This is a genomic window from Dactylosporangium sp. NPDC049525 (assembly GCF_040676755.1).
Taxonomy (GTDB): domain Bacteria; phylum Actinomycetota; class Actinomycetes; order Mycobacteriales; family Micromonosporaceae; genus Dactylosporangium.
In genome coordinates, this window is the sequence record NZ_JBFAPO010000001.1 from 98,358 (window position 1) to 121,636 (window position 23,279).

The 23,279-nt window shown below is 71.2% G+C and carries 14 protein-coding genes; 4 read left to right on the plus strand and 10 right to left on the minus strand.

From position 1 onward, the window contains the following. Positions 1 to 24: 24 nt before the first annotated feature. Positions 25 to 303: a GlsB/YeaQ/YmgE family stress response membrane protein gene (locus AB0K00_RS00400; protein ID WP_363514956.1), complete on the plus strand. Its 279-nt coding sequence runs from the start codon at positions 25 to 27 to the stop codon at positions 301 to 303. A gap of 275 nt (positions 304 to 578) precedes the next feature. On the opposite strand, the gene AB0K00_RS00405 is transcribed toward AB0K00_RS00400, so the two are convergent. The 4 genes from AB0K00_RS00405 to AB0K00_RS00420 all read right to left on the minus strand — a co-directional run bounded on the left by AB0K00_RS00405 (position 579) and on the right by AB0K00_RS00420 (position 6,562). Next, complete coding sequence (locus tag AB0K00_RS00405; protein WP_363512928.1) at positions 579 to 2,051, minus strand: hypothetical protein; 1,473 nt, start codon at positions 2,049 to 2,051, stop codon at positions 579 to 581. Beyond that, the gene (locus tag AB0K00_RS00410; RefSeq protein ID WP_363512931.1) at positions 2,038 to 3,564 is read right to left on the minus strand and encodes an NAD(P)/FAD-dependent oxidoreductase; all 1,527 of its coding nucleotides are present in this window, start codon (positions 3,562 to 3,564) and stop codon (positions 2,038 to 2,040) included. Before AB0K00_RS00410 ends, AB0K00_RS00405 begins: the two co-directional genes overlap by 14 nt. A gap of 192 nt (positions 3,565 to 3,756) precedes the next feature. Beyond that, complete coding sequence (locus tag AB0K00_RS00415; protein WP_363512934.1) at positions 3,757 to 4,209, minus strand: GtrA family protein; 453 nt, start codon at positions 4,207 to 4,209, stop codon at positions 3,757 to 3,759. Between the two features lie 64 nt (positions 4,210 to 4,273). Beyond that, entirely contained in the window at positions 4,274 to 6,562 is a 2,289-nt protein-coding gene (locus AB0K00_RS00420) for a hypothetical protein (protein ID WP_363512937.1), read from the minus strand. Positions 6,563 to 6,684: 122 nt separating this feature from the next. Between AB0K00_RS00420 and AB0K00_RS00425 the strand changes: the two genes are divergently transcribed. Continuing rightward, a complete protein-coding gene (locus tag AB0K00_RS00425; protein ID WP_363512940.1) occupies positions 6,685 to 7,695 on the plus strand; it encodes a glycosyltransferase family 2 protein in 1,011 nt (336 codons plus the stop codon). An 8-nt stretch (positions 7,696 to 7,703) separates the two neighbouring features. Further along, positions 7,704 to 10,373 (plus strand): TIM-barrel domain-containing protein, encoded by a 2,670-nt coding sequence (locus AB0K00_RS00430; RefSeq protein ID WP_363512943.1) that lies wholly within the window; start codon positions 7,704 to 7,706, stop codon positions 10,371 to 10,373. Here AB0K00_RS00430 and AB0K00_RS00435 read toward each other — a convergent pair. The 4 genes from AB0K00_RS00435 to AB0K00_RS00450 form a co-directional block, all read right to left on the minus strand. Beyond that, positions 10,360 to 12,267: a cell wall-binding repeat-containing protein gene (locus tag AB0K00_RS00435; protein ID WP_363512946.1), complete on the minus strand. Its 1,908-nt coding sequence runs from the start codon at positions 12,265 to 12,267 to the stop codon at positions 10,360 to 10,362. The genes AB0K00_RS00430 and AB0K00_RS00435 overlap by 14 nt on opposite strands. Positions 12,268 to 12,503: 236 nt before the next feature. Continuing rightward, the gene (locus tag AB0K00_RS00440) at positions 12,504 to 14,450 is read right to left on the minus strand and encodes a cell wall-binding repeat-containing protein (RefSeq protein ID WP_363512949.1); all 1,947 of its coding nucleotides are present in this window, start codon (positions 14,448 to 14,450) and stop codon (positions 12,504 to 12,506) included. Between the two features lie 320 nt (positions 14,451 to 14,770). After that, positions 14,771 to 17,095 (minus strand): ABC transporter permease, encoded by a 2,325-nt coding sequence (locus AB0K00_RS00445; RefSeq protein ID WP_363512952.1) that lies wholly within the window; start codon positions 17,093 to 17,095, stop codon positions 14,771 to 14,773. After that, the gene (locus AB0K00_RS00450; protein WP_363512955.1) at positions 17,092 to 17,790 is read right to left on the minus strand and encodes an ABC transporter ATP-binding protein; all 699 of its coding nucleotides are present in this window, start codon (positions 17,788 to 17,790) and stop codon (positions 17,092 to 17,094) included. The genes AB0K00_RS00445 and AB0K00_RS00450 overlap by 4 nt, the downstream gene beginning before the upstream one ends. 66 nt (positions 17,791 to 17,856) lie before the next feature. Here AB0K00_RS00450 and AB0K00_RS00455 point away from each other — a divergent pair, with 66 nt between their 5' ends. Next, positions 17,857 to 20,529 (plus strand): LuxR C-terminal-related transcriptional regulator, encoded by a 2,673-nt coding sequence (locus AB0K00_RS00455; protein WP_363512958.1) that lies wholly within the window; start codon positions 17,857 to 17,859, stop codon positions 20,527 to 20,529. A 59-nt stretch (positions 20,530 to 20,588) separates the two neighbouring features. On the opposite strand, the gene AB0K00_RS00460 is transcribed toward AB0K00_RS00455, so the two are convergent. Continuing rightward, positions 20,589 to 22,217 carry a beta-1,3-glucanase family protein gene (locus AB0K00_RS00460; RefSeq protein WP_363512962.1) on the minus strand — a complete coding sequence of 543 codons (1,629 nt, stop codon included), beginning with the start codon at positions 22,215 to 22,217 and terminating at the stop codon, positions 20,589 to 20,591. Between the two features lie 156 nt (positions 22,218 to 22,373). Beyond that, positions 22,374 to 23,231 carry a flagellin gene (locus tag AB0K00_RS00465; RefSeq protein WP_363512965.1) on the minus strand — a complete coding sequence of 286 codons (858 nt, stop codon included), beginning with the start codon at positions 23,229 to 23,231 and terminating at the stop codon, positions 22,374 to 22,376. Positions 23,232 to 23,279 lie beyond the last annotated feature (48 nt).

Sequence of the window (23,279 nt, forward strand, 5' to 3'; positions counted from 1 at the left end):
CCACTTGGGAAACGAGGAGGAACAGTGACCGTCACCGGAATCATCACCGCGCTGATCGTCGGTCTGATCGTGGGCGCGCTCGGCAGGCTGGTGGTCCCCGGCCGCCAGAACATCCCGATCTGGCTCACGATGGTCATCGGCGTTGTCGCCGCCCTGATCGGCACCTTCATCGCGAACGCCATCGGCGTCTCGACCGACACCCCGGGCGTTGACTGGGGCGAACTGGTCGTCCAGGTGATCGTGGCCGCCATCGGCGTCGCGCTGGTCGCCGGCTTCGCCGGCCGTGGCCGTCGGGCCCTCTGACCCCGACACGAAGCTCTGCGAAGACCCCCGGCCGGGATGGCCGGGGGTCTTCCTCATTTCCCGACGCGCTTTGTTCGACGCCATCGCGATCCGCGCGCGTGATCGTCATGCCCATTGCGGTCATGCCAAGCCAGGTCCGTCCTCGCTACGGCACGGAGCGCGCCCACGCCACCCATCGCGCAGCGGGCAGGGTTATCCACAGGGGCTGAGCAGGCAAACCTTGCTTCGTACACATGTGCTATCCACAGCCTGTGGATAGCACATGTGTACGACGGTCAGCTCTCGATCGCCTCGGCTGGGCGGCGCAGGCGGCGCACGGACAGGGCCACCGCCACCGGCGCAAGGGTCAGCAGCGGCATGACGTAGCGGATGTCGATCGCGGAGAGGGCGAGCGACATCATCACCAGCGCCACCGAGACGGTGCCCAGGAAGACGGCGTCGAGGTTCTCCCGGCCGTGCTGCTTGCGGGGGCGGCGCAGGGCCAGGGCGAAGATCAGCAGCAGTGCGATCACGTAGGCCAGGCTCGGGACCGTGAAGACCTTGCCGTAGGCGTGCATGATCTTGTTCTGCCAGTTTGCCGGGTCACCGCCGCCGGCCTCGGCGCCCGGGATGAAGGGCTTGACCATGAGCGTGGGCGCACAGACCTCGCCGGAGCCGGCCGACGGCATGTTCCACCGGTCGTGGACGCACTCGGTGCGCCATGGGCCGTGCCAGCCGGGCTGGAACATGTGCACCGTGTCGGCCATGACGACCTTGAAGTACTCGTCAGGCTGGGCCAGGATCGCCTTCGTCGCGAACGACTTGTAGATGTTGTCGTCCTTGTACCGGGTGACGAGGTCCGTCGGGTCGTCGAACCACAGGTAGGAGTCGGGTCCCAGCCGCTGGCCGAGCGGCTCGAGCGGGCAGAGCTCCCGCTCCTGCGGCGTGAAGTCGATCTTGTCGCAGTCGACGAACGTGGTGGTCCGGGCCCACATGTAGCGGCCGGTGTAGGAGTTGATGGCGTAGACGCCGTGCTCGTGGTGGAACCAGACCATGTAGCCGGACAGCGGGATGGCGACGGCGACGCAGAAGGCGAGCACCTGCTTCCAGCCGACCCGGCGCAGGATCAGGTATGCCACGACGATCACGATCAGGACCTGGCCGATGGTGCGGGTGAGGCTCGCCGCGGCGATGAGGCCGCCGGACAGCGCCGCGACCCAGATCGGCAGGCGGTCGGTCCACAGCAGCAGGGCGACCGCGGCCAGCAGGAGCACCGAGAAGAGCGTGTCCGACAGGACGTGGTGCTCGACCACCAGCTCCCGGGCGTCCAACAGGATCGGCGCGGCGGCCAGCGCGGACCAGCGCCGTGCCAGGCCGCGGCGGCGCAGCAGAGCGTAGACGACCACGCCCATGCCGAGCCCGAGCAGGTGCTGGGTGAGCGCGACGACCGACGTGCGCTCGAACGGCGCGAGGAGGTACAGGAAGAACGGGTAGCCGAAGGGCCAGATCGGGTCCGTGTCCCAGCTCTTCGCCGAGAGCATGTAGGCCCGGGTGTCGACGAAGTAGCCGAAGGCCGGGTAGTACGTGACCATCATGGCCACCCGCACGAGGGCGGCGACGGCCAGGAGTGCGGTGAACGCCTTGTTGGTGCGGGCGGCGTGCCACAGCCACCGCCCGGCGCCGGCGACGCTGCGCCGGCGTGGGGTGGGGGTGGTGCCGGCGGTGACGGGTTCCGTCACCGCCGGCAGCGTGGCTTCATCGGTCGACATCGGCCGTGCTGGGAGCGTCGACCCGGGCCTGGCGAGGGATCACCGGCGCGCTGCGGCCGGTGCCCTTGGCCGCGCCGCTGTCCGAGGTCGACTTCTCCTCGTGGTATTCCTCTTCCACGTTGACCTCCCACACGTCGTGGGTGGTGCCCGAGGCGATGTTCTCGGCGGTGAGCAGCGCCGTCATCATCGAGTGGTCCGCGTTGTTGTAGCGGTGCATGCCGTTGCGGCCGACCGGGTGCGCGTTGGTGACGTTCGCGTCCAGCCAGGCCCGCAGCACCTCGACGTTGCGCTGGTAGGTCTCGTCGTAGGTCGGGTAGGCCTTGGGCATGCGCACGACGTAGCCGGTCTCGACCGCGCCTTCCTTGACCAGGCCGAGGCGCTCCAGCTCCGCGGTGGCGAACGCGACCAGGTCCTCGTCGGACTTGACCCACATCTCGTCGTTCTCGAAGACGAAGTACTCCATGCCGAGGCAGGTGCGCCCGTCCTTGACCATGTACGGCGACCAGGAGCCGAAGTTCTGGATCCGGCCGACCTTCACGTGCGGGTCGTGGATGTAGATCCAGTTGTCCGGGAAGGAGAACTCCTGCGGCACGACCAGCGCGACGGTGAGGAAGTCGCGGTAGTGCAGGTCCTTGGCGGCGAGGATCGCGTCGTGGTCGGCGGCCGGCTCCATCGCGAGGACCAGCTCCGACAGCGGCATCGAGGAGATCAGGTGGTCCAGCGGCACGCGCCGCTCGCCCGTGGCGTCGGCGATGTCGACGGCGGTGACCTTCTTGGTCTCCGGGTCGCGGTGGACGGTCTTGACCCAGGTCTGCAGGGCGACCGTGCCGCCGAGCTTCTCGACGTGCTCGGTGCACCGCTCCCACATCATGCCGGGGCCGTACTTCGGGTACTGGAACTCCTCGATGAGGCTCGCGATGTCCTTCTGGTTGCGCTTCGGCATGAGCGCGTTCATCACGGCGCTGGACAGCGAGAGGTTCTTGATGCGCTGGGCGGCCCAGTCGGCCTGCAGGGCCGTGGCGGGCATGCCCCACACCTTCTCGGTGTAGGTCTTGAAGAAGATGGAGTAGAGGCGCCAGCCGAAGCGGGCGGAGACCCAGCCCTCGAAGTGCGACTGGTCCTTCGGCGGGCGGATCCGGGCCGCGGTGTAGGACGCGACGCAGCGCACGGCCTCCCACACGCCGAGGTTGCGCAGCGCGTTCATCGCCTTCAACGGGTAGTCGAAGAGCTTGCCACGGTAGTAGATGCGGCTCATCCGGGGACGCAGCAGGAAGTCCTCTTCGGGGAGGATCTCGTGCCACAGCGCCTCGACCTCGGGCACCTTGGTGAAGAAGCGGTGGCCGCCGATGTCGAAGCGCCAACCGTCGCGCTCGACAGTCTGGCTGATGCCCCCGACGACCTTGTCGGCCTCGAAGACCTGCACCGGCAGGCTCTGCTTCGCAAGGGCGTAAGCGGCGGTAAGACCGGCGGGACCGGCCCCGATGACTACAGTGGTCGGCTTCTCGCCAGACACAATGGCACTCCCTGCCAGCTCGATTACACCCCGTGAAGCGCGCGGCGGCCTGGCGGCCAGCACGAACGGCGACACTAAAGGACATGTCGGTGAACGGCAACCTGCCGGGCACAAGTTCACCTGCCGGTTACAGTGTCGCCCTCCGCGCTCTGTGAGCACTCGTCAGGCGACGGTGCGTACTTTACAGCCCGTTCAGGTGACCTCGGTCGGCGTCGCCGGCCGTCGATCTTTGAAGACCCATAACCGGTACAACATGTAGTTACTCCCCGTAGTCAGCACGAGTGCAATCGCCTTCGCAACCAGATAATTCAGGCCGAAAGCGGTGAACGCGGTCACGAGGACCGCGGTCAGGACCCAGTTGACGCAGCCGAGGAAGAGGTATTTGCCGAACTGGCCGACGACCGGAGCCTGGCTGCGGAACGACCAGACCCGGTTGAGCGCGAAGTTGAAGACGAACGCGAGGGTGACCGCGATGAACGCGGCGATCCCCACCGGCACGCCGAGCCGGTCGTGCAGCCCGTAGAGCATGCCGAAGTCGGCCGCGGCGCTGAGCCCGCCGATCACGACATACCGGAAGGCGCTGTGCTCCAGAAGGGCACCGACGCGACCCCGCCGGACATCGACGGTCTCCACCTCGACACTCATGGGGGCCACCCTACGGGCTGCCCGGTCGACGGCGATATCCGGCCGAATGGGCAACCCGTCCCGCTCAAACGGGCTCATTCACGCGGCGGCGCCGGGCGCGCACGGAGTGATACGTGCAGTACCCGGCGCCGATGAGCGCGCCGACGGCGAGCAGCTCGACACCCGTACGCAGGCCGGCGGGGACGAACCACAGCTTCAGCGTGCCCTCCGCGGCCCGCGACGGCAGGTCGACCTGGATCAGGCCGGCCGGGCCGCGGTCGACCGGCAGGTAGCGCCCGTCGACAGAGGCGTGCCAGCCGGGCCACGACAGCGCCGCCACGATGACGCGCCCGCCGCCGGTGTACCGGATCTCCTCGGCCTCCGGCTCGGCCCGGTCGGCGGTGACCGTCAGGCCCGGCGAGGTCCAGGAGACCCGGCCATCGGGGTGCGGCAACGCCGCGGTCCGCCGGATGACGGTGGCGTAGGTGCCGCGGTTCGCGGTCTCCCAGCCGGGCGGGGCCAGCTTCAGGTCGAACGCGTAGGGCTGGTCGCGCAGCAGCTCGGGGGTCGGCTTGAGGGTGCCGGGGATCTGGGCGTTGAGCAGCGTGACGGTGCGCAGCCGCAGCAGGTCCGCCAGCGGTACGCCGGTGCCCGGGTCGACCGCGAAGACGCGCTGGTACGCCTTGTCGCAGACGCTGCCCTCGTACTCCATGCACAGCGCCTCGCCGAACTGCCGGTTGCCCATGCCGGTGTAGCCGTTGAGGCTGTCCATCCCGGCGACGTGGCTGACGTTGCCGAAGAGCACCTCACGCCAGGCCTTGTCCGGCTGCTTGTCGGCGGTGCGGACCTTGTCGAAGGAGTTGGCGATGATGAAGGTGTTGCCGTCGGACCGGTCGGCGAAGTCGGCCCGCAGCTGCGCGACGTTGTGCGGGAACTGCCACGGCGTGATGTCCCGGTTACGCGGGAACCAGTTGAGCTGCAGGACCAGCATCGCGAGGGTCCCCGCGATCAGGACGGGGGTGACCAGGCGGCCCCGGTGCCGGGCGGCCAGCACGACGGCGAGGACCAGCACGCCGACCACCAGCGCGGCCTCCGTCACCCGGCGGGTATCGCCGGGGCGGTCGGCCCACACCAGGTAGCTCGACAGCATGATCAGCCCGGCCGTGCCCAGGCCGCGGCGCGCGGCGTGGTCGGTGCGCAGGCCGGCGCTGAGCAGCAGCGCGACGACCAGGATCACGGCCAGGAAGAGGTACTCGATGAGGCGGGCCGGCCAGCGGAACATCCACAGGTTCGACGGGGCCAGGGTCAGCATCAGGTAGGCGACGCCGACGGCGGGGATGCCGGCCCAGGCGCGGACGCCCTTCAGCGCCGACCACGAGAACCAGGGCAGCAGCGGCACGATGAACCACGCCAGGTAGGCGATCGGCGTGGTGGCCGGGCCGAAGGTGTAGAGCCGCGGCACGTAGGTCGGGGCGCTGAGGTTGAGCAGGCTGCCGAGGGTGGGCACGAGCTGGCCGGTGTTGTAGACGCCGCCGGACTGGCGGGTGCCGACCGGCCCGAGGCCGAGCAGCGGCAGGAAGACGATCGCGGCCATCAGGCCGGCGGCGAGGCCGATGGCGGCCACCCCGATCGCCGACCGCAGCTGCCGGTTGACCAGGCGCTCCAGGATGACGGCGGCGACGACGACCATCACGCCGAGCACGCTGTAGGGGCTGCCGGAGGTGGTGGTGAGCCCGGCGACGACCAGCGGCACCACCGGGTGCATGCGGCCGCGGGCGTAGCGGCGCAGCGTCCACCAGGTGTGCACGGTGAGGCTGAACGCGATGAGGTTGGTGACCCACGCCTGCGCGTCCCAGAACAGCGTGTAACCGCTGAACGGCAGGGCGACCGCCGCGACGGCGGCGGCGGACCGGTTGGCGCCGTATTCGCGGGCCAGCATGTAGATGCCGGTGGCGAGCAGGACCAGGAACTCGGTCTTGATCAGGATCGCGGCGATCGCGAGGTCCGGCAGCAGCGCGACGAGCACGGCATTGGCCATGGTCAGCGGGTTGAACAGGCCGAACTGGGCCTCGCCGGCGAAGTTGCCGCCGAGCCAGGTGCCGACGTCCAGCATCGGCAGCCTGCCCTGCAGCAGCTGCTCGCCGATCAGGCGCCAACCCGGGATGATCACCGACGAGGTGTCGTCGTAATAGTAGAAAAGGTGCGTTTTGAGCACGGGAAGCTGCGCGGCGAACGCCACGATGACCGCCACGACGGCGAGACCGACGAGGTCGGTGCGGCGGCGGCCGGCGCGGCTGGGTTCGGGGCGGGACTCGACGGCGGGCGGGTCCACGAGCAGTTCCTGCACGGTGCGGGAGTCTAGCCAGAACCGCATCGCCCCATCGCCCGCCGCCTGGCGGTGGCCGGACGGCGGCCCGGACCGACCGATGCGGGGGGTCGCGTCCGGGACGGCCCCGCGTTACTGTGTGCGAGCGTTGCCAGACGAGAGGTCCTCACGTGTTGTCCGTGGTTGTTCCGTGCTTCAACGAAGCCGAGACACTTGTCCGACTGCACGACCGGATCACCGCCGAGGTCGCTGCGGCCGGCGAGACGTGCGAGCTGATCTACGTCGACGACGGTAGCTCCGACGACACCCTCGCGATCCTGCGCAAGCTGGCCGCCAACGACGAGCGCGTCCGGTATGTCGCCTTCAGCCGTAACTTCGGCAAGGAAGCGGCGATGTATGCGGGACTGCGGCACACCACCGGCGACGCGATCATCATCATGGACGCCGACCTGCAGCACCCGCCGGAGCTGATCTCACAGCTGGTGGCGATGTGGCGCACCGGCATCGACCAGGTCGTCGCCCGGCGCAACCGGACCGGTGACCCCAGGACCCGCACGTTCCTGAGCAAGGCGTTCTACCGGCTGGTCAACCGCTGGATCGAGGTCCGGCTGGTCGACGGCGCCGGCGACTTCCGGCTCATCTCGCGGCCGGTCGTCGACGCGATCCTGGCGATGCCGGAATACAACCGGTTCTCCAAGGCGATGTTCGCCTGGGTCGGCTTCGACGTGGCCTACATCGAGTATCAGAACGTGTCCCGCCAGGGCGGCGCCACCTCGTGGACGTTCCCGAAGCTGGTCAACTACGCGATGGACGGCCTGCTGTCGTTCAACAACCGGCCGCTGCGCCTGGCGATCTACCTCGGGCTGTTCATGTCCGCGATCGCCGTCGCGTACATGCTGTGGATCATCGGGGTGAGCGTGGTCAGCGGCGTCGACTCGCCCGGCTACACCACGCTGCTCACCGCGATCGTCGGCCTGGGCGGGCTCCAGATGATCGTCGTCGGCGTGATCGGTGAGTACGTCGGCCGCATTTACTACGAGGTGAAGCGGCGCCCGCACTTCCTGCTCAAGGAGGCGCACCTGCCACGGGCCACCCTGAGTGAGGAGCGCGAGGCGTGGCCGGTGCTGAGTCCGCTACCTACCCAACGTCAACGGTCAGAAGTCATCGACCCGATCGCCTGACGCCGCCGGTGCGCCGCAGAAGCATCGCGCTCGTCGTCGCCGGGGCCCTGCTGGTCGGTGGGGTGATCGTCGCCGCCGACGATGACAACCCGTCGCCGCCGCTGGCGGTGCAGGACGGCAAGGCCCGGTTCGAGGTGCTGTCCCCGACGCTGATCCGGATGGAGTACGCGCCGGACGGCCGCTTCGAGGACCGCCCGACGTTCAACGCGGTCAACCGCAAGCTGCCGGTTCCGGAGTACACCAGCGACGTCGAGCACGGCGAGCGGGTCATCCGCACGGGCCGGCTGACGCTGCGGTACCGGCTGAACTCCGGCCCGTTCAACGACCAGAACGTGACCGTCCAGCCCCGCGACGGTGATGTCGCGCATCCGGTGTGGCGGCTCGCCGGCGACTGCGACTTCGGGGTGGCGTGCGAGGCCGAGCTGATGCGCCTGTCCGGCGGCGCCGGCCTCGCCGACGACCAGGCCGGCTCGACCGGGCCCGGGTTCGTCGACGGCATGAGCGGCCGGATCGCGTGGACGCACCAGGGCGTGCCCGGCGGCCGGCAGCAGGTGGGATTCCGGTATTCCAACGGCACCACCGAGACGCAGACCGCGCTGGTGACGGCCGGCGACACGAGGGTACGGGTGGACCTGCCGCCGACCGGCAGCTGGGACGACTGGGCCGAGGCGTCCGCGGTGATGGCGCTGCCGGCGGGGTCCGGCGAGCTCGCCGTGGGGTGCGCGCAGAACCGGTGCGCGTTCAACGTCGACAGCGTCGCGGTGACGGCGCCCGGCGCCCCCTATCCGGCGATGCTCGACGCGGCGCACAGCGCGGCGAACCTGGGCGGGTGGCGGCGCAGCCTCGACGTCGCCGACGGGCCGCTGCCGCTGTACGACGGCCTGCTCAGCCGCGACGGCTGGTTCCTGCTCAATGACTCCGCGACCGCGCTGGCCACCGGCGAGCCGCGCGAGGCGAAAGCGGGCTACCAGGACGGCTACCTGTTCGGCTACGGGCAGGACTACCGGCAGGCCCTCAAGGACCTCCGTGACCTGACCGGCCCGGCGGTGACGCTGCCGCGGTGGGCGTTCGGCACCTGGTTCTCGCGGTATTACGCGTACAAGGACGCCGACTACCGCGACGAGATCCTGCCCGCGTTCCGGGAGCACGGCGTTCCGCTGGACGTGCTGGTCGTCGACACCGACTTCAAGTCGCCCGGCAGCTGGAACGGCTGGGACTGGAACCCGGCGCTGTTCCCCGATCCGCAGGGGTTCCTGGACTGGGCGACCGGCGAGGGGCTGCGGGTCGCGCTGAACATCCACCCGAGCATCCGCGCCGACGACCCGCACTACGCCGAGGTGGTCGACGCCGTCGGCCACGAGCTGCCGGTGGGTGCCTGCGACACGGGCAACCCGTGCCGGGTGTTCAACTTCAGCGATCCGGTGGAGCTGAAGGCCTACTTCGACCTGCACCGGCGCTTCGACGCCCTCGCCCCGATCGTGTGGTGGCCGGACACGTGCTGCGACTCCAGCGTGGCGACCACGCCCGGCATCTCCCCCGACAGCTGGATCAACGCCCAGTACGCGGCGTACATCGACGGGCAGGGCCGGCGCGGGTTCTCCTGGAACCGCAGCGGCAGCGGGTTCACCGTGTACACCGAAAGCGCCGTCTACCCGGCGGGGCCGTGGGCGGATCACCGGTACACCGTGGACACCACCATGGACACCGTCTCGACGTGGGAACTGCTGGCGTTCGCGTCGCGCTACACCGTGCTGCGGGGCTCGATCGGCATGCCGTACGAGTCGCACGACATCGGCGGCCACAACTACCCGCACAACGCCAACCGGCTGCCCCCGGACCTGTACGCGCGGTGGGTGCAGTTCGGCGCGTTCCAGCCGATCCTGCGGCTGCACTCCAACCACGGCTACCGGCTGCCGTGGGACTACCCGGCGCAGGCGCAGGACTCCGCGGTGAAGTTCCTGCGGTTGCGGGAGGCGCTGGTGCCCTACACGTACACGCTGGCGCGCCAGGCGCGGGACACCGGGCTGCCGATGGCCCGCGGGATGTTCCTCAACTATCCGCAGTTCCAGGAGGCGTACGACTTCACGTCGCAGTACCTGTTCGGCGATGACCTGCTGGTCGCCCCGGTGACCGACCCGGGGACCGCGGACGTGCCGACCAAGGTGTGGTTCCCGCCGGGGACGTGGACGGACTGGTTCACCGGCCGCTCGTACACCGGGCCGGGGGTGCAGACGGTCACCACGGACCTCGGCACGATGCCGGTGTTCCAGCGGGCGGGCGGGATCCTGCCGACCCGCACCGACGACGTGCCCAACGCGAGCGCGTCACCGATGGAGCAGGTCACGCTCGACGTGGCGACCGGCGCGAACGGCGAGTTCCGGCTCTACGAGGACGCCGGTGAGGGCCACGGCTACCAGGCCGGCGAGTTCGCCTGGACGACGGTGCGCTACGACGGCGGCGTGACCATCGGCGCCCGCGAGGGCACGTTCCCCGGCGCCGTGGCGACCCGCGCGTGGACCGTCCGGCTGCACGCGGTGGACAAGGCGCCGTCGCGGGTGACGCTCAACGGGACCGACATGGACGGCGGGGCCTGGTCGTTCGATGCGGACACCCGCACCGTGACGATCCAGACCCCGCCGTTGCCGACCGGGACGCAGCAGCGGATCAGCGCTGCGTGAGCGGCTCGTTCTGCGGGACGAGGTTCGCCATCGGTGCGGCGCCGCCGGCGACGGTGTAGGTGCCGGGGACGCCGATGGCGTTGCCGATCGGCGGGATCAACGCGTCCGGCAGGGCCAGGTAGCCACCGAGCATGACGGCGTAGTTGATGCTGCCGGAGGCGTCGGACAGGTAGTCCCCGACCGGGCCGTAGAGCTGGTTCGGGTCGGTGAGCAGCAGCGGGCCGTAGGTCGCGCCGATCATCGCGCCGCCGGTGAGGGCGTCCTGCCAGCCGCGGTTGGTGGCGAGCGCCACGTTCCCCGGTGACACGAAGAAGTGCCGCGCCAGGGCGACCGCGGTGTCCTTCTCGTTGTTGCCGACCAGGCTGGTGTAGCTGAAGTTGCCCCACGCCGGCAGTTGCCCGGTGGCGGCGGCCTTCTGCAGCGCCGTGTCGCCGGGTCCGCCCGCGGTGACGACCTCCAGGCCCGGTCCGATGCTGTTCATGTACTCGGCGGACACGGCCGGCATGGTGCCGCCGTCGGTGAGGACGACGACGGTGCCCGGGTTGGCGCCCGCGGCCGCACCGGCGGCGAGGGCGTCGTAGTAGTTGGCGCCGGTGGTGACGATGATCCGCTCCGGGTCGGCGGTGATCTCCTTGTTGATGGCGACCGCGGTGGCGTAGTGGTTCGCGCCCCAGATCCGGTGCAGGGTGTAGCCGAGCCCGCTGAGCTGGGTCTCGATCTTCTGGGGCAGGGCGAGGGTGCCACCGAGCAGGTAGATGTCGCCGGGGGTCGGCAGCACCCGCTGGATCTCGGCAATGACCCGCGGCTCGACGGTGTTGCCCGGGGCCGTGATCAGCAGCGGGCCGCCCTTGTTGATGGCGAGGGCCGACCCGACGAGCGCGTCGAGGTAGGTGTCGCTGCGCGACAGGACGACCGCCTGCGCCTGGTTGTCGCCGTAGTTGCGCTTGGAGGTGGCGATCGCGGTCAGCGTGCCGTCGTTGCCCCACACCCGCTGCACCAGGCTGCCGCCGATCGCCTGGGTGGCGACCGTGCCGTGCCCCTCGACGACGTCCTTGACGGAGATGACGGGCGGGTCGTTGAGCTCGACGGACCTGATCTTCGAGCCGGCTGCGGCACCGACGAAGATCCTGTGGCCGTCGGGCGACCACGCCAGGCTCTCCGGGGCCGGCGCCGCGAGCGTGATGAGCTTCTTCTTGTTGGAGCCGTCGAAGTCGACGGTCCAGAGCTCGGCGTTGTCACCCGCCGGCGTGGTGGCGGGCACGACGTAGGCGATCTTGCTGAAGTCCGGGTCGACGTCGGGCAGCGTCGCGTTGGAGACCAGCAGCTTGGGCTGCGCGTCCTGCGGCACGAACTTGTAGATCGCCGGCGCGCCGCCGTTCTGGCGGCGCACGAAGAACAGGATGTCGTGATCGTTGCCCTCGCCGGCGCGGGTCATCGAGACCGACGGCATGGTGTCCTCGATCAGCGCCGGGTCCGGGTTTTCGCCGATCGGCGCCTCGTAGCGCGTGCCGTCGCTGGAGGCGTAGAACAGCTTGCCGTCGCGGCTGAAGTAGACCGCGTCGCCGGTCGGGTTCCAGACCGGATCCTTGTCCGCCGGGTTCGTCGTGATGGTGACCTTCTTGCTGCCGTCCTGCCGGACGGACTTGATGCCGCCGCCCGGCGCGACGTAGGCGAGCCGGGTGCCGTCGGCCGACCATTGCCCGTCCGTGCCCTCGACAAGGATCTTCCCGCCGGTGCCGTCAGGCTTGGCGATCATGACGTTGCCGCCGACGTTGTAGGTGATGCTGCCGACGGCGCCGCCGTGCGACGCCTCGGCGCCGACCGCCGTGGCCGCGACGAGCCCGATGGTGACGGCACCAATGGCATACCGCCGCAGGTGTTTCGGACGAGACACGGTGGATCCTCCCCGAAGGACGCGACGACCACCGCCGGTCCTGAGGGCTTTCGGCGCCTGGGCAGCGCGGATTCCGGGCGGGGTCCGACGGCAGTCTAGGCATGAATCTTTGTCGCGTGTCACCCCGGAAAGCCGTCCGGCCGAACGGCCGATGAGCAAACCGGTACATCGTGGGCAGAACGCAGGGCGGGCCCCGGCAATGGTCCGCCGGGGCCCGCCCTGTCGTGCTGTGGTGCCTACTTGATGGTGGTGGGCGCCACGGTGGTCAGGCCGGGCACCTTCGTGGTCTTCGCCGTGGCGTCGGCGCCGACCTTCGGCGTGACGGTCTGCGCGCGCAGCCCGTTCTTGGCCACCCCGGCCGTGCCGTCGATGAAGTCGAACTGGCCGGCCACCGAGATCGCGTTGCCGACGATCGGGGCGAGGTTGTCCGGAAGGGCCAGGTACCCGCCGAGCATGACGGCGCCGTAGATGCTGCCCGCACCCTCGGAGAGGTACTGGTCGACCGGGCCGTAGAGCGCGCCGGTGTTGTCGACGAGCAGGAGCGGACCATCCACCGCGCCGATCATCGCGCCGCCGGTGAGGGCGTCCTGCCAGCCGCGGTTGGTGGACAGCGCCACGCTGGTCGGCGAGGTGAAGAAGAACCCGGCCAGCTGGACCGCGGTGTCCTTCTCGTTGTCACCAACCAGCGGCCAGTAGCCCCAGTCGTCGCCCCAGTTGTACAGCTGCCCGTTCCACGCGGCGTTGATCAGCGCCGAGTTGCCCGGGCCGCCCGCGGCGACGACGGCCGTGCCACCGTTGTTGTAGTACGGGTTGAGGCTGTTGAGGTAGTTCGCCGACGCGGCCGGCATGTTGACGCCGTCGGTGAGGACGATGACGGTGCCGGGGTTGGGGCCTGTGGCCGCACCGGCGGCAAGGGCGTCGTAGTAGTTCGCGCCGGTGGTGACGATCGCGACGCGCGGGTTGGGCGTGATCTGCTTGTTGATCTCGACCGCGGTGTCGTAGTGCGTGTTGCCCCAGATCCGGTGCACGTTGAACCCGCGGTTCCTGAGCTGGGTCTCGATCCCCTGCGGCAGGGCGAGCGTGCCGCCCAGCAGGTAGATGTCGCCGTTCGAGCCCAGGATCCGCTCGATCTCGGCGAGGACCCGGTGCTCGACCGTGTCGCCCCGCGCGGTGATCAGCAGCGGCGCCTGCTTGCTGATGGCGAGCGCCGAACCGACCAGTGCGTCGAGGTACGTGTCGCTGCGCGACAGCACGACCGCATGGGCGTGCACCCGGCCGAGGCTGTCGGTGCCGGTGGTGGTGCCGAGGTCGGTGTAGTTCCACTGCGAGGTGGCGATCGCGGTGTCAGTGCCGTCGGCACCCCAGACGCGCTGGACGACGTTGCGCTGGACGCTCTGCGAACTCGGCGCGCTGCCGTTCTTGACCGTCGTGGACTGCTTCGAGGCGACGTCGACCTTCTTCACGACGTTGCCGGTGGTGGAGTAGACCACGCTGGCGCCGTCCGCGGAGAACGCCGGGTTGGTGGCGAGCCCGTCGGTGGTCAGCTGGATCTTGTTGCCGCCGGCCTTGTCGGCGGTCCACAGGTTGCCCGACGACACGTACACGAACGTCTCGCCGCCCGGCGCGAAGTCCGGGCTGGTGGCCGCGTCGACCAGCTTGGTCGGGCTGCCGGGGGTGCTGGGGTTGTACTTGTAGACCGCGCCGGACCGCTCGAAGATGATGTCGCCGAGGTCGGACGCGGACGGGTTGACGTCGATGAACGTGCCGCCGGGGTTCTCCTCCAGCGGGGCTTCGGCGAAGGTGCCGTCACTGGACGTGGACCACAGCTGGCCGTTGCGGCTGAACAGGATCCACCGGCCCAGGGAGCTCCAGGTCGGGTCGATGGCGACGCCGTCCTCCGGGTCGGTGACGCTGAGCGGCGTTCCACCGTACTGGCGGATGGTCTTGATGCCGCCGTCGGTCGAGGCGAACGCGAAGCGGCTGCCGTCCGGCGACCACGCCCCGTTGCCGTTGACGTCGGAGGCGAGCACCGATGCCCCGGTGCCGTCCTGGTTGGCCACGTAGACCGTGGTGCCGACGTTGTAGGTGAGCTTTCCTACTTCGCCCTGGTGCGCTGCGTTGGCCGCCGTGGCGGTCGCGGCGACCGTCGCGAGGGTTACGCCGCCGATTGCGATTCGGCGCACGTAAGCACGAGACAAATTGATCCTCCCCGAAAAGGATTTGAGCGGACCACCGCATGAATTACCGACCGCGCTCGCTTCCACCGAGGCGTCGAGGCGGGGTCCGCCGGGGAGTTTAATCATGAAACTTCTTTACTGTTGCCCCGTTTCGCGGTGCCGGACGCCATCAGCTGAACGCCCGATGAACGTGAAGCGACATCGCGTCCGGCGGGTCTCCGATCGTCCACGTTGGACTTCGTCCGGTTGGCACTGGCGGATGCGCGGCGGGCGGCCTATTCTGGGAGGCAGTAGACCGGCGCCTTCCCCCGTGGGTGCCGGTCTCACTATTTTCCGGGACGTGCTCCGACCAGCGCCGCAGCGACCGCCAGCAGCGCGGTCCCGCCAATCAGCGCACCGAGCGTGGTCCATGGCACACGCACCGTCACCGGTCCGGCGATGCTGAGCAGTGTCGTCCACAGTCCCCCAACGGCGACCAGCGTGGCGGCCGCGGCGAGGACGACGCCCAGCGCCACCGTGACCAGCACCTCCACCGCCGTCCACGCGAGGACCTGGGCTCTGGTCGCGCCGAGCAGGCCCAGCCAGCGGCGCTCCCCCGCCCGGTCCGGCGCCGCCATCAGCAGGGTGTTGACCATGGCGAGGGTGGTGTAGGCCAGCACGATGCCGAGGACGACCAGCAGGCCGAGCCGGCTCGCCGACCCTTGCCCGTCACGCTCCGCCGCCAGCCAGGTGCTGCGCGGCACCGCTCGGGCCCGGTGCCCGTCGACGGCGTCGCCCAGCGCCGCGGCGACGGCCGCGTGGTCGGTGCCGGGCCGCAGCCGCACGTAGGCGACGGACGGCAGGGCGGTGAACGCCTTCGCCGCGCCCACGTAGGCGTCCGCGGGGCTGCCGGCCGGCAGGACCTCAAGGACCCGCAGCTCCGCCTGGCTGCCGTCGGCGAGCCAGACCCGGGCGGTGTCGCCGACCCGCAGGTTCCAGTCGGCGGCGACCTTGATCCCGCCGTCGGGCACCTCGTCCACGGCCTCGGCGGGGCGCTGGATCAGTGCGGTGTCCCCTTCCAGGGTGTAGACGCTGGTGGAGGTGCTGACGGTGACGTCGACGCCGGGGACGCCGCGCAGCCGGGCGACGAGCTGCCGGTCCAGGCCGGTGGTGCCGTCCGGCAGGACCAGGAAGTCGGCGCGCACAGGCCTGGCGCGCAGGACGTTCTTCGCGGCGTCGGTCAGGTCCGACGCGATGAGCAGCGACGCCGCCAGCCCGACGGTGACCAGGACCGGCGCGGCCACCGCCGCGGTGCGCCGGGCGGACGCGGTGACGTTGCGCAGCGCGAGCAGCAGCCCGGTGCCCGACGGGGCCGAGTTGCCGAACCGGCGGGCGACCAGCCCGACCAGCGCCGGCGCGAGGAGTCCGGCCGCGGCGACGAGGAGCATCACGACCGGCATGTAGCTCTTGCGGTTGGTCGCCGACGCCGGGTCGCCGATCGCGGTGCCGGCCATCGTGACGAGCGCGGTCGCCAGGGTCAGGCCGCCGACCACCCAGCGGGCGGCGGGCATGGTCCGGGACTCCACGGCCGTCTCGCGCAGCGCCTCGCCGGGGCGGACCCGGCCCGCCCGCCATGCCGCCGTGGCCGCGCCGAGCAGCGCCACGGTGACGCCGGTGCCGAACGCGGTCCAGGCGGGCCACCGGGCCGTACTGACCGTGCTGACCCAGTCCGGTGCCATGCCACGCTCCCGCAGCAGGTCCAGCAGCGCCGGGGCGAGAGCAGGGCCGACCAGGGCGCCGATTGCGGCGGCACCGAGGGCGACGATCAGGGCTTCGCTGTACACCAGGCGCCGGATCTGGCCAGGGAGCGCTCCGCCGGCCCGCAGCAGCGCGAACTCCTGCCGCCGCTGCCCGACGGCGAAGGCGAACGTCGAGGCGACGACGAAGATCGCGACGAACGCGGCGAACCCGAGCGCGATGCCGACGATGGTGTTGGCGTTGTTGCGGGCCCGGCCGTCGGTGGCGCGGCCGGGGTCGAGGCGGGCCCGGTCGTCGCCGGTGAGGACCCTGGCGCGGGCCCCGACGGCGGCCCGGACCTGCTCGGCGCTGCCGGTGGGCAGCAGCGCGTCGACCTGCGGCCACAGCTTCGCGGCGGTGGCGTCGGCGAAGTAGAGCCCGGCCGCGACGGTGCCGACCACGGTGTACGTCCGTGGCCCGTCGCCGGTCACGACGCTCACCCGCGCACCGAGCGGGTGCCCGCCGGCGGCGATCTCGTCGTCCGCGGCCGGCGCCCGCCCGGACACCAGCGGCGGCGCCACCGTCCAGGGCCGTCCGACCCCGCCACCTTTCGAGCCGTCCGCGAACTGCGCGGGGATGATCCGGTCGACGCGGGCGTCCGGCAGCGCCGCGACCACGTCGGCGGGCAGGCCGTGGGACAGGGCAAGCGGTTCGCTGTCCCCGCCCCGCCAGGTCGGGACGGTCAGGGTGTCGTGCGGCGCGACCACGACCGGGTAGGCCGCGTACCGCTGCGGCGCACGGTCCGGCGCACCCGCGGTGGTGGCGAGGACCTGCCCCATCGCCGCGATCAGGGCACTGCCGAGGGCGAGGGCGATGAACGTACCGACGAACGACAGCCACCGCAGCCGCAACGTCGCGAGCGCAATGAGGATCATGCCGTCATCCGGGCGGCCACGGCGGCGGCGGTCGGCCGCTCCAGGGAACCGGAGCACCGGCCGTCGGTCAGGAACAGCACCCGGTCCGCGTGGGCGGCGGCGACCGGGTCGTGGGTGACCATGACGATCGTCTGGTGGTGCTGGTCGACGAGGGTGCGCAGCAGCCGCAGGACGTCGCGGCTGGTGCCGGTGTCCAGGGCGCCGGTCGGCTCGTCGGCGAAGAGCACCGCCGGGCCGGTGACCAGGGCCCGGGCGATCGCGATCCGCTGCTGCTGGCCGCCGGACAGCTGGTGCGGGCGGTGCCGGGCCCGGTCGGTGAGGCCGACCGCGGCGAGGGCCCGCTCGACGGTGGCGCGGTCGGGGCGGCGCCCGGCGAGGCGCAGCGGCAGGCCGACGTTCTGCCGGGCGGTGAGCGCGGGCAGCAGGTTGAACCCCTGGAACACGAACCCGATCCGGTCCCGGCGCAACAGCGTGAGGCGGCGTTCGCTGAGCCCGGTGAGGTCCTGACCGGCGAGCGTGACCCGGCCCGAGGTGGGCCGGTCGAGCCCGGCGGCGCACTGCAGCAGCGTCGACTTGCCGGACCCGGACGGCCCCATCACGGCGGTGAACGTCGCCCGCGCGAACGCGACCGTGACCGCGTCCAGCGCGGTGACACCATTGGGGAACCGCCTGGTGACGGCATCGAGCTCGACCATGCCCCGACCGTAGGGAGGCCGGTGCCGGCGCGGTACCGGACAGGTGACCAGTACCCTCGAATGGTCATGCTGTGGGGCAGGGAAGCCGATCGGGCCGCGGTGGGTTCGGTGCTGGACCGGGCCCGCGCCGGGCACTGCGCCGTCCTGGTCGTGCGCGGCGACCCGGGCATCGGCAAGAGCGCCCTGCTCGACGACGCGGCCGCCGGCGCGACCGGGATGACCGTGCTGCGCTGTGCGGGCGTCGAGACCGAGGCGGAGGTCCCGTTCGCCTCGCTGCACCAGTTGCTCGCCCCGGCGTTGACGCGGGCGAAGCACCTGCCGGACGTGCAGGCGGCCGCGCTGCGCGGCGCCCTCGGGCTCGGTCCGGCCGCCGGCGGTGACCAGCTGCTCGTCGGGGTCGCGGTGCTGACGCTGCTGGCCGAGCTCGCCGAGGACGGCCCGGTGCTGTGCCTGGTCGACGACGCGCACTGGCTGGACCGCTCCTCCGCGCAGGCGCTGCGGTTCGTGGCCCGCCGGCTGCACGCCGAGGCCGTGGCGATGCTCTTCGGCGCGCGGGACGAGTTCGCCCCGGAGGGCCTGCCCGAGCACCGGCTCGCGGGGCTGGACCCGGAAACCGCGGACGCCCTGCTGCGGCAGGTCCGCCCGGGCCTGCCGCAGCGGATCCGGTGGCGGCTGGTGCGCGACAGCGCCGGTAACCCGCTGGCGCTGCGGGAGCTGCCCCGCGGGGCGGCGCCGTTCGTCCCGGCCGCGCTGCCGCGCCGGATCCAGGACGCGTTCGCGGCGAGGATCGACCGGCTGCCGCCCGACGGGCAGGCGATGCTGCTGATCGCCGCCGCCTTTGACGGCCTCGGCATCGCGCTGCGGGCCGCCGAACTGCTGGGCGTGTCCCCGAAAGGGCTCGGCGCGGCCGAGGAGGCGGGCCTGGTGACGGTCGCCGCCGGGCGGATCGCGTTCACCCATCCACTGCTGCGGGCCGCGGCGTACCAGCAGACCACGTTCGACCGGCGGCTCGCCGTACACCGGACCCTGGCGGAACTGCTGCCCGCCGACGACGACCGCCGGGCCTGGCACCTGGCTGCCGCCGCCACGGGGCCGGACGAGGAGGCGGCGCTCGCCCTCGAACGCGCCGCCGATCGCGCCCGCGGCCGCAAGGGATACCCGGCCTCGGCCGCGGCCCTGCAACGCTCCGCCCAGCTGACCGCCGATCCGGTGCAGCGGACCCGCCGGCTCGTCGGGGCCGCGGTCGCCGCGAACGACGCCGGCCAGCCCGACCTGACCCGCACGTTCCTCGCGTCCTGCGACCCCGTGGATGGCGACCCCGTGCTCGTCGCCCGGGTGTGCGAGCTGCGGGCCCGGCTCGCGTTCGACGACGGGTCGGCGGCGTCCGCGCACGACCTGCTCGTCGCCGGCGCGGCGGCGCTCGCGCCGGTGGACCGCCGGGCCGCCGGGCTGCTGCTGGTCGACGCGGCCCGCAACGCCTGGCAGCTCAGCGACCCACCGCGGGTGCAGGAGGCGGCGGCGCGGCTGCACGCGCTCGACCTGGCCCCGTCCGACGGCCTGGACCCGGCCGTGGACGCGGTGACCGCGGCGGCGAGGCTGCTCATCGAGGGTCCGGCGGCCGGTGTACCGGCAATGCGCGCGCTGACCCGCACCCGGACCGGCCCGCCGAACCTGCGGCTCAACGCGGCGTTCGTCGCGGGCCTCGTCGGCGACTTCGAGGCCGGCCGGGAGATCTCGCAGGCCGTCGCCGACGAGTCGCGGGCCGAGGGCGCGGTCGGCTGGCTGCCCCTCGCGCACGTGACGCTCGCCGCCGCGGAGCTCTACCTGGGCCGGTTCCGGGACGCGGTCGCCACCGCGACCGAAGGGCTCCAGCTGGCGGCCGACACGGGCCAGCCCAACCGGGCCGGCTACCTGGAGGGCATCCTCGCCTGGATCCTCGCGGTGCGGGGGGACGCGGCCGGGTGCGCGGAGCTGGCCGGGCGCTGCCACGAACGGTACGCCCGCAACCACATCGCCAACGGCCTGGCCTGGGCGGAGTGGGCCCTCGCACTGTCGGACCTGGGGCAGGGCCGGCCGGCGGAGGCGTCGGACCGGCTCGACGCGGCCCTGGCGGGCCCGGTCCGCCACCAGATCCAGGCCGTCTACAGCGCCCCGGACCAGGTCGAGGCGGCCACCCGGATCGGCGCGTTCGACCGGGCCGAGGCCGCCTGCGCCCGCTTCGTCGCGTGGGCGGACGCGGCGCGCATCGGCTGGGCCGACGCGGTCGCGCACCGGTGCCACGCCCTGCTGGAGCCGTCGTGGCCGGCCGCGAACCGGCACTTCGAGGCCGCGGTCGCCGCGCACGCGTCCAGCGGGCGGCCGTGGGAGACGGCCCGCACCCAGCTGGCGTTCGGCGAGCGGCTGCGCCGGGAGCGCCGCAAGGGCGAGGCCCGCACCCAGCTGCGGGCGGCGGCGGAGATCTTCGACCGACTGGACGCCCGCCCCTGGGCCGACCGGGCCCGCGCCGAGCTGCGCGCCGCCGGGGCTGCCTCCGCTGCACCTTCATCCAGCCTGGCCTCGGCGCTCTCCCCGCAGGAGCTGCAGATCGTCCGCCTGGTCGCGGCGGGCCTGACCAACCGCGAGATCGGCGCCCAGCTGTTCCTGTCGCCGAAAACGGTCAGCTACCACCTGTACCGGGCGTTCCCGAAGCTCGGCGTCGCCAGCCGTACCCAACTCGCCCGCCTCGATCTGACCGGCTAGAGCACAAACAAAGGGCCGGATCCTGGCGGAGATCCGGCCCTTTGCGGCAGTGGCTCGCGTCAGACGCGGTGCCACTTCTGGTTGGCGCCGCCCGTGCATTCCCACAAGTGCAGGACGGCGTCGTTGTCCGGGTTCCAGCCGGCGATGTCCACGCACTTGTTGGCCTGGGGGTTGACCAGGTCACCGGCGGCCGACAGGACGAACTGCTGGGCGGCGTTGCCGCTGCAGTTGGCGATCTGGATCGCGGCGCCGTTGGCGGTGGAGCCCCACGCCACGTCCATGCACTTGTTGTTCTCGGTGCGCAGGGTGCCGCCGGTGAACGTCCAGCGCTGGTTGGTGCCGCCGGTGCAGTTCCACACGATGAGGCGCTGGCCGTCGTTGAAGTTCCAGTTCGGCACGTCGATGCACTTGCCGTGCCAGTTGCTGGCGATGGCGCTGGTGTTGCCGGCCGGTGGCTGCGCGGTCGGCGGGGTCGTGGTCGGCGGCGGCGTGCTGCCGCCGACGAATGGGCTCAAGGTGATGCCGGCGGAGCGCGGGTCGCCGGAGTGCACCAGGGACTCCTGGTTCTGCACGTCGTCGAAGGCGAACCCGTACGCCTTCCCGTCGGCCATGTTCGCGTGGATGATCCGCGAGTAGTGGTTGGTCAGCGAGCTCTTGTAGAAGTCCGCCGCCCCGCCGCCGGGCTGGGTGTCGATGGTGCCGAGCGTGCCGCGGTGCAGCGCCGCGCAGAGCGTGCGGGCGATCGGGCCGACGACCTGGTCGTTGGGTGCGCCGAGCGCGCCGTCGCAGCCCCAGACGTTGCTGGTGCTGGGCTTGTTGAACGACGCGACCTGCTGGCCGGAACCGTTGGTGAAGTTCATGACGGTGCCGCTGGTGCGGCCGAAGTACTTGATGCCCGGCTGGTCGGTGAACGGCACCACGGTCAGCGTCTTGGACGCGTACGCGTTCCAGGCGTTGGTGATGTACGGGTCCAGGTACGTCGCGCTGAACAGCCCGGCGTCGGCGGCCTTGCCGGGTGCGAGGACCCGCAGGACGGTGCCGTCGGCGCGGGTGACGACGGTGTTGCCCCAGCCGGCCTGGGCCTTGACCTGGTTGATGACGTTCTGCCGGCCGTTGGTGACGGGTGCGCCGGTGGTGGTCGTGACGCCGTTGCTGCCGGTGACGGTCACGGCGTGCGGGACGGCGAACATGTCGACCTGTGAGCTGTTGAGCCACAGCCCGGCGTCGTTGTAGGTGAACTCGCTCCAGTCGAACAGGATGTCGTGGTTGGGGTCGCTGGCGGACCACGGCGCCGGCTGGACGAGCCCGTCGGGGGTGAGGAAGAACTTGAGCTTCTGCCCGAGGGACATGTAGACCCGGCCGGACAGGTTCTTCGGCAGCTGGATGGTCGTGCTGCCGCCGTTGCCGGGGCCGGCGATGGCGACGTCAGGTGCCGGGGAGGGCGGGTTCGACCCGGCGGCCCAGTTGGTGAAGGTCCCGCCCGCGTTGACGTAGCCGAGACGGCCGGTGGTGAGGTTGACACCCAGTACGTAGAGGTAGACCGCGTCCGCGCGGCCGGTCGTGTTCGTGACCGTGAAGGGCAGCAGGCTGGGTCCGACCGCCGACGCGTTCGGCATCGCGGCGATGCCCACGGGCACCGCGACGGCGAGCGCGGCCAGCGCACCGAGCATTTTCGTCCTGAAACGCACCGAGAGACTCCTTCGTGAGAGCGCTCTCAGCAGCTTTGTTACCGGTCAGGAACCTTGTCAACACAGATCGACAAAATCCCCCGTTACCGAATACAAACTTAAGAATGCGTTGAGCGGGGCCCAACGTCCGCCGGGCCCCGCCCATCGAGTGATCGCCTAGCGCAGCAGGGACAGCACGTTCTGCGGCGCCTGGTTGGCCTGGGCCAGCATGCTGGTGCCGGCCTGGGTCAGGATCTGCGAGCGGGTGAACGACACCATCTCGGAGGCCATGTCCGTGTCCCGGATGCGCGACTCCGAGGCGGACAGGTTCTCCGTCGCGGTGTTCAGGTTGTTGATGGTGTGCTCAAAGCGGTTCTGGTATGCACCGAGCGTGGCCCGAGCGGTCGAGATGCCCTTGATCGCCGTGTCGATCGCGGTGATGGCCGCAGACGCGCCGGTGACGAGGTCGAGCGAGACGACGCCGAGTCCGGTCGAGTCGAAGCCGGTGACCCCGGTGACGCTGCCGAAGGCGGCGGTGCCGAGGTTGACCGCGATCTGGTCGGCGGTCGCGGTGTTGGCGCCGACCTGGAACGTGCCGGTGTAGGCGCCGGCCGGGTCGAGCAGCTTCTGCCCGCCGAAGCTGGTCGTCGTCGCGATCCGGTCCAGTTCCGCGTTCAGCTGGGTGAACTCGGTCTGCGCCGCGGTACGGGCGTCGGTGTCCTGCGAGCCCGTGGACGACGCCTGAACGGAGAGGTCGCGCATGCGCTGCAGGATGGAGTGCGTCTCGGTGAGCGCGCCTTCAGCGGTCTGCACGACCGAGATGCCGTCCTGCGCGTTGCGCACCGCGACCTTCAGGCCGCCGATCTGCGAGCGCAAGCCCTCACTGATCGACAGGCCGGCCGCGTCGTCGGCGGCCCGGTTGATCCGGAAGCCCGACGACAGCTTCTCCAGCGACTTGCTCATCTGGCTGTCGGTGACCGACAGGTTCCGGTAGGCGTTCTGCGCGGCGATGTTGTTGTTGATACGAAGACCCATGGTGTTCCTCCTTGAATCGGGTCGAACGACGTGGGCCATCCGTGGCCC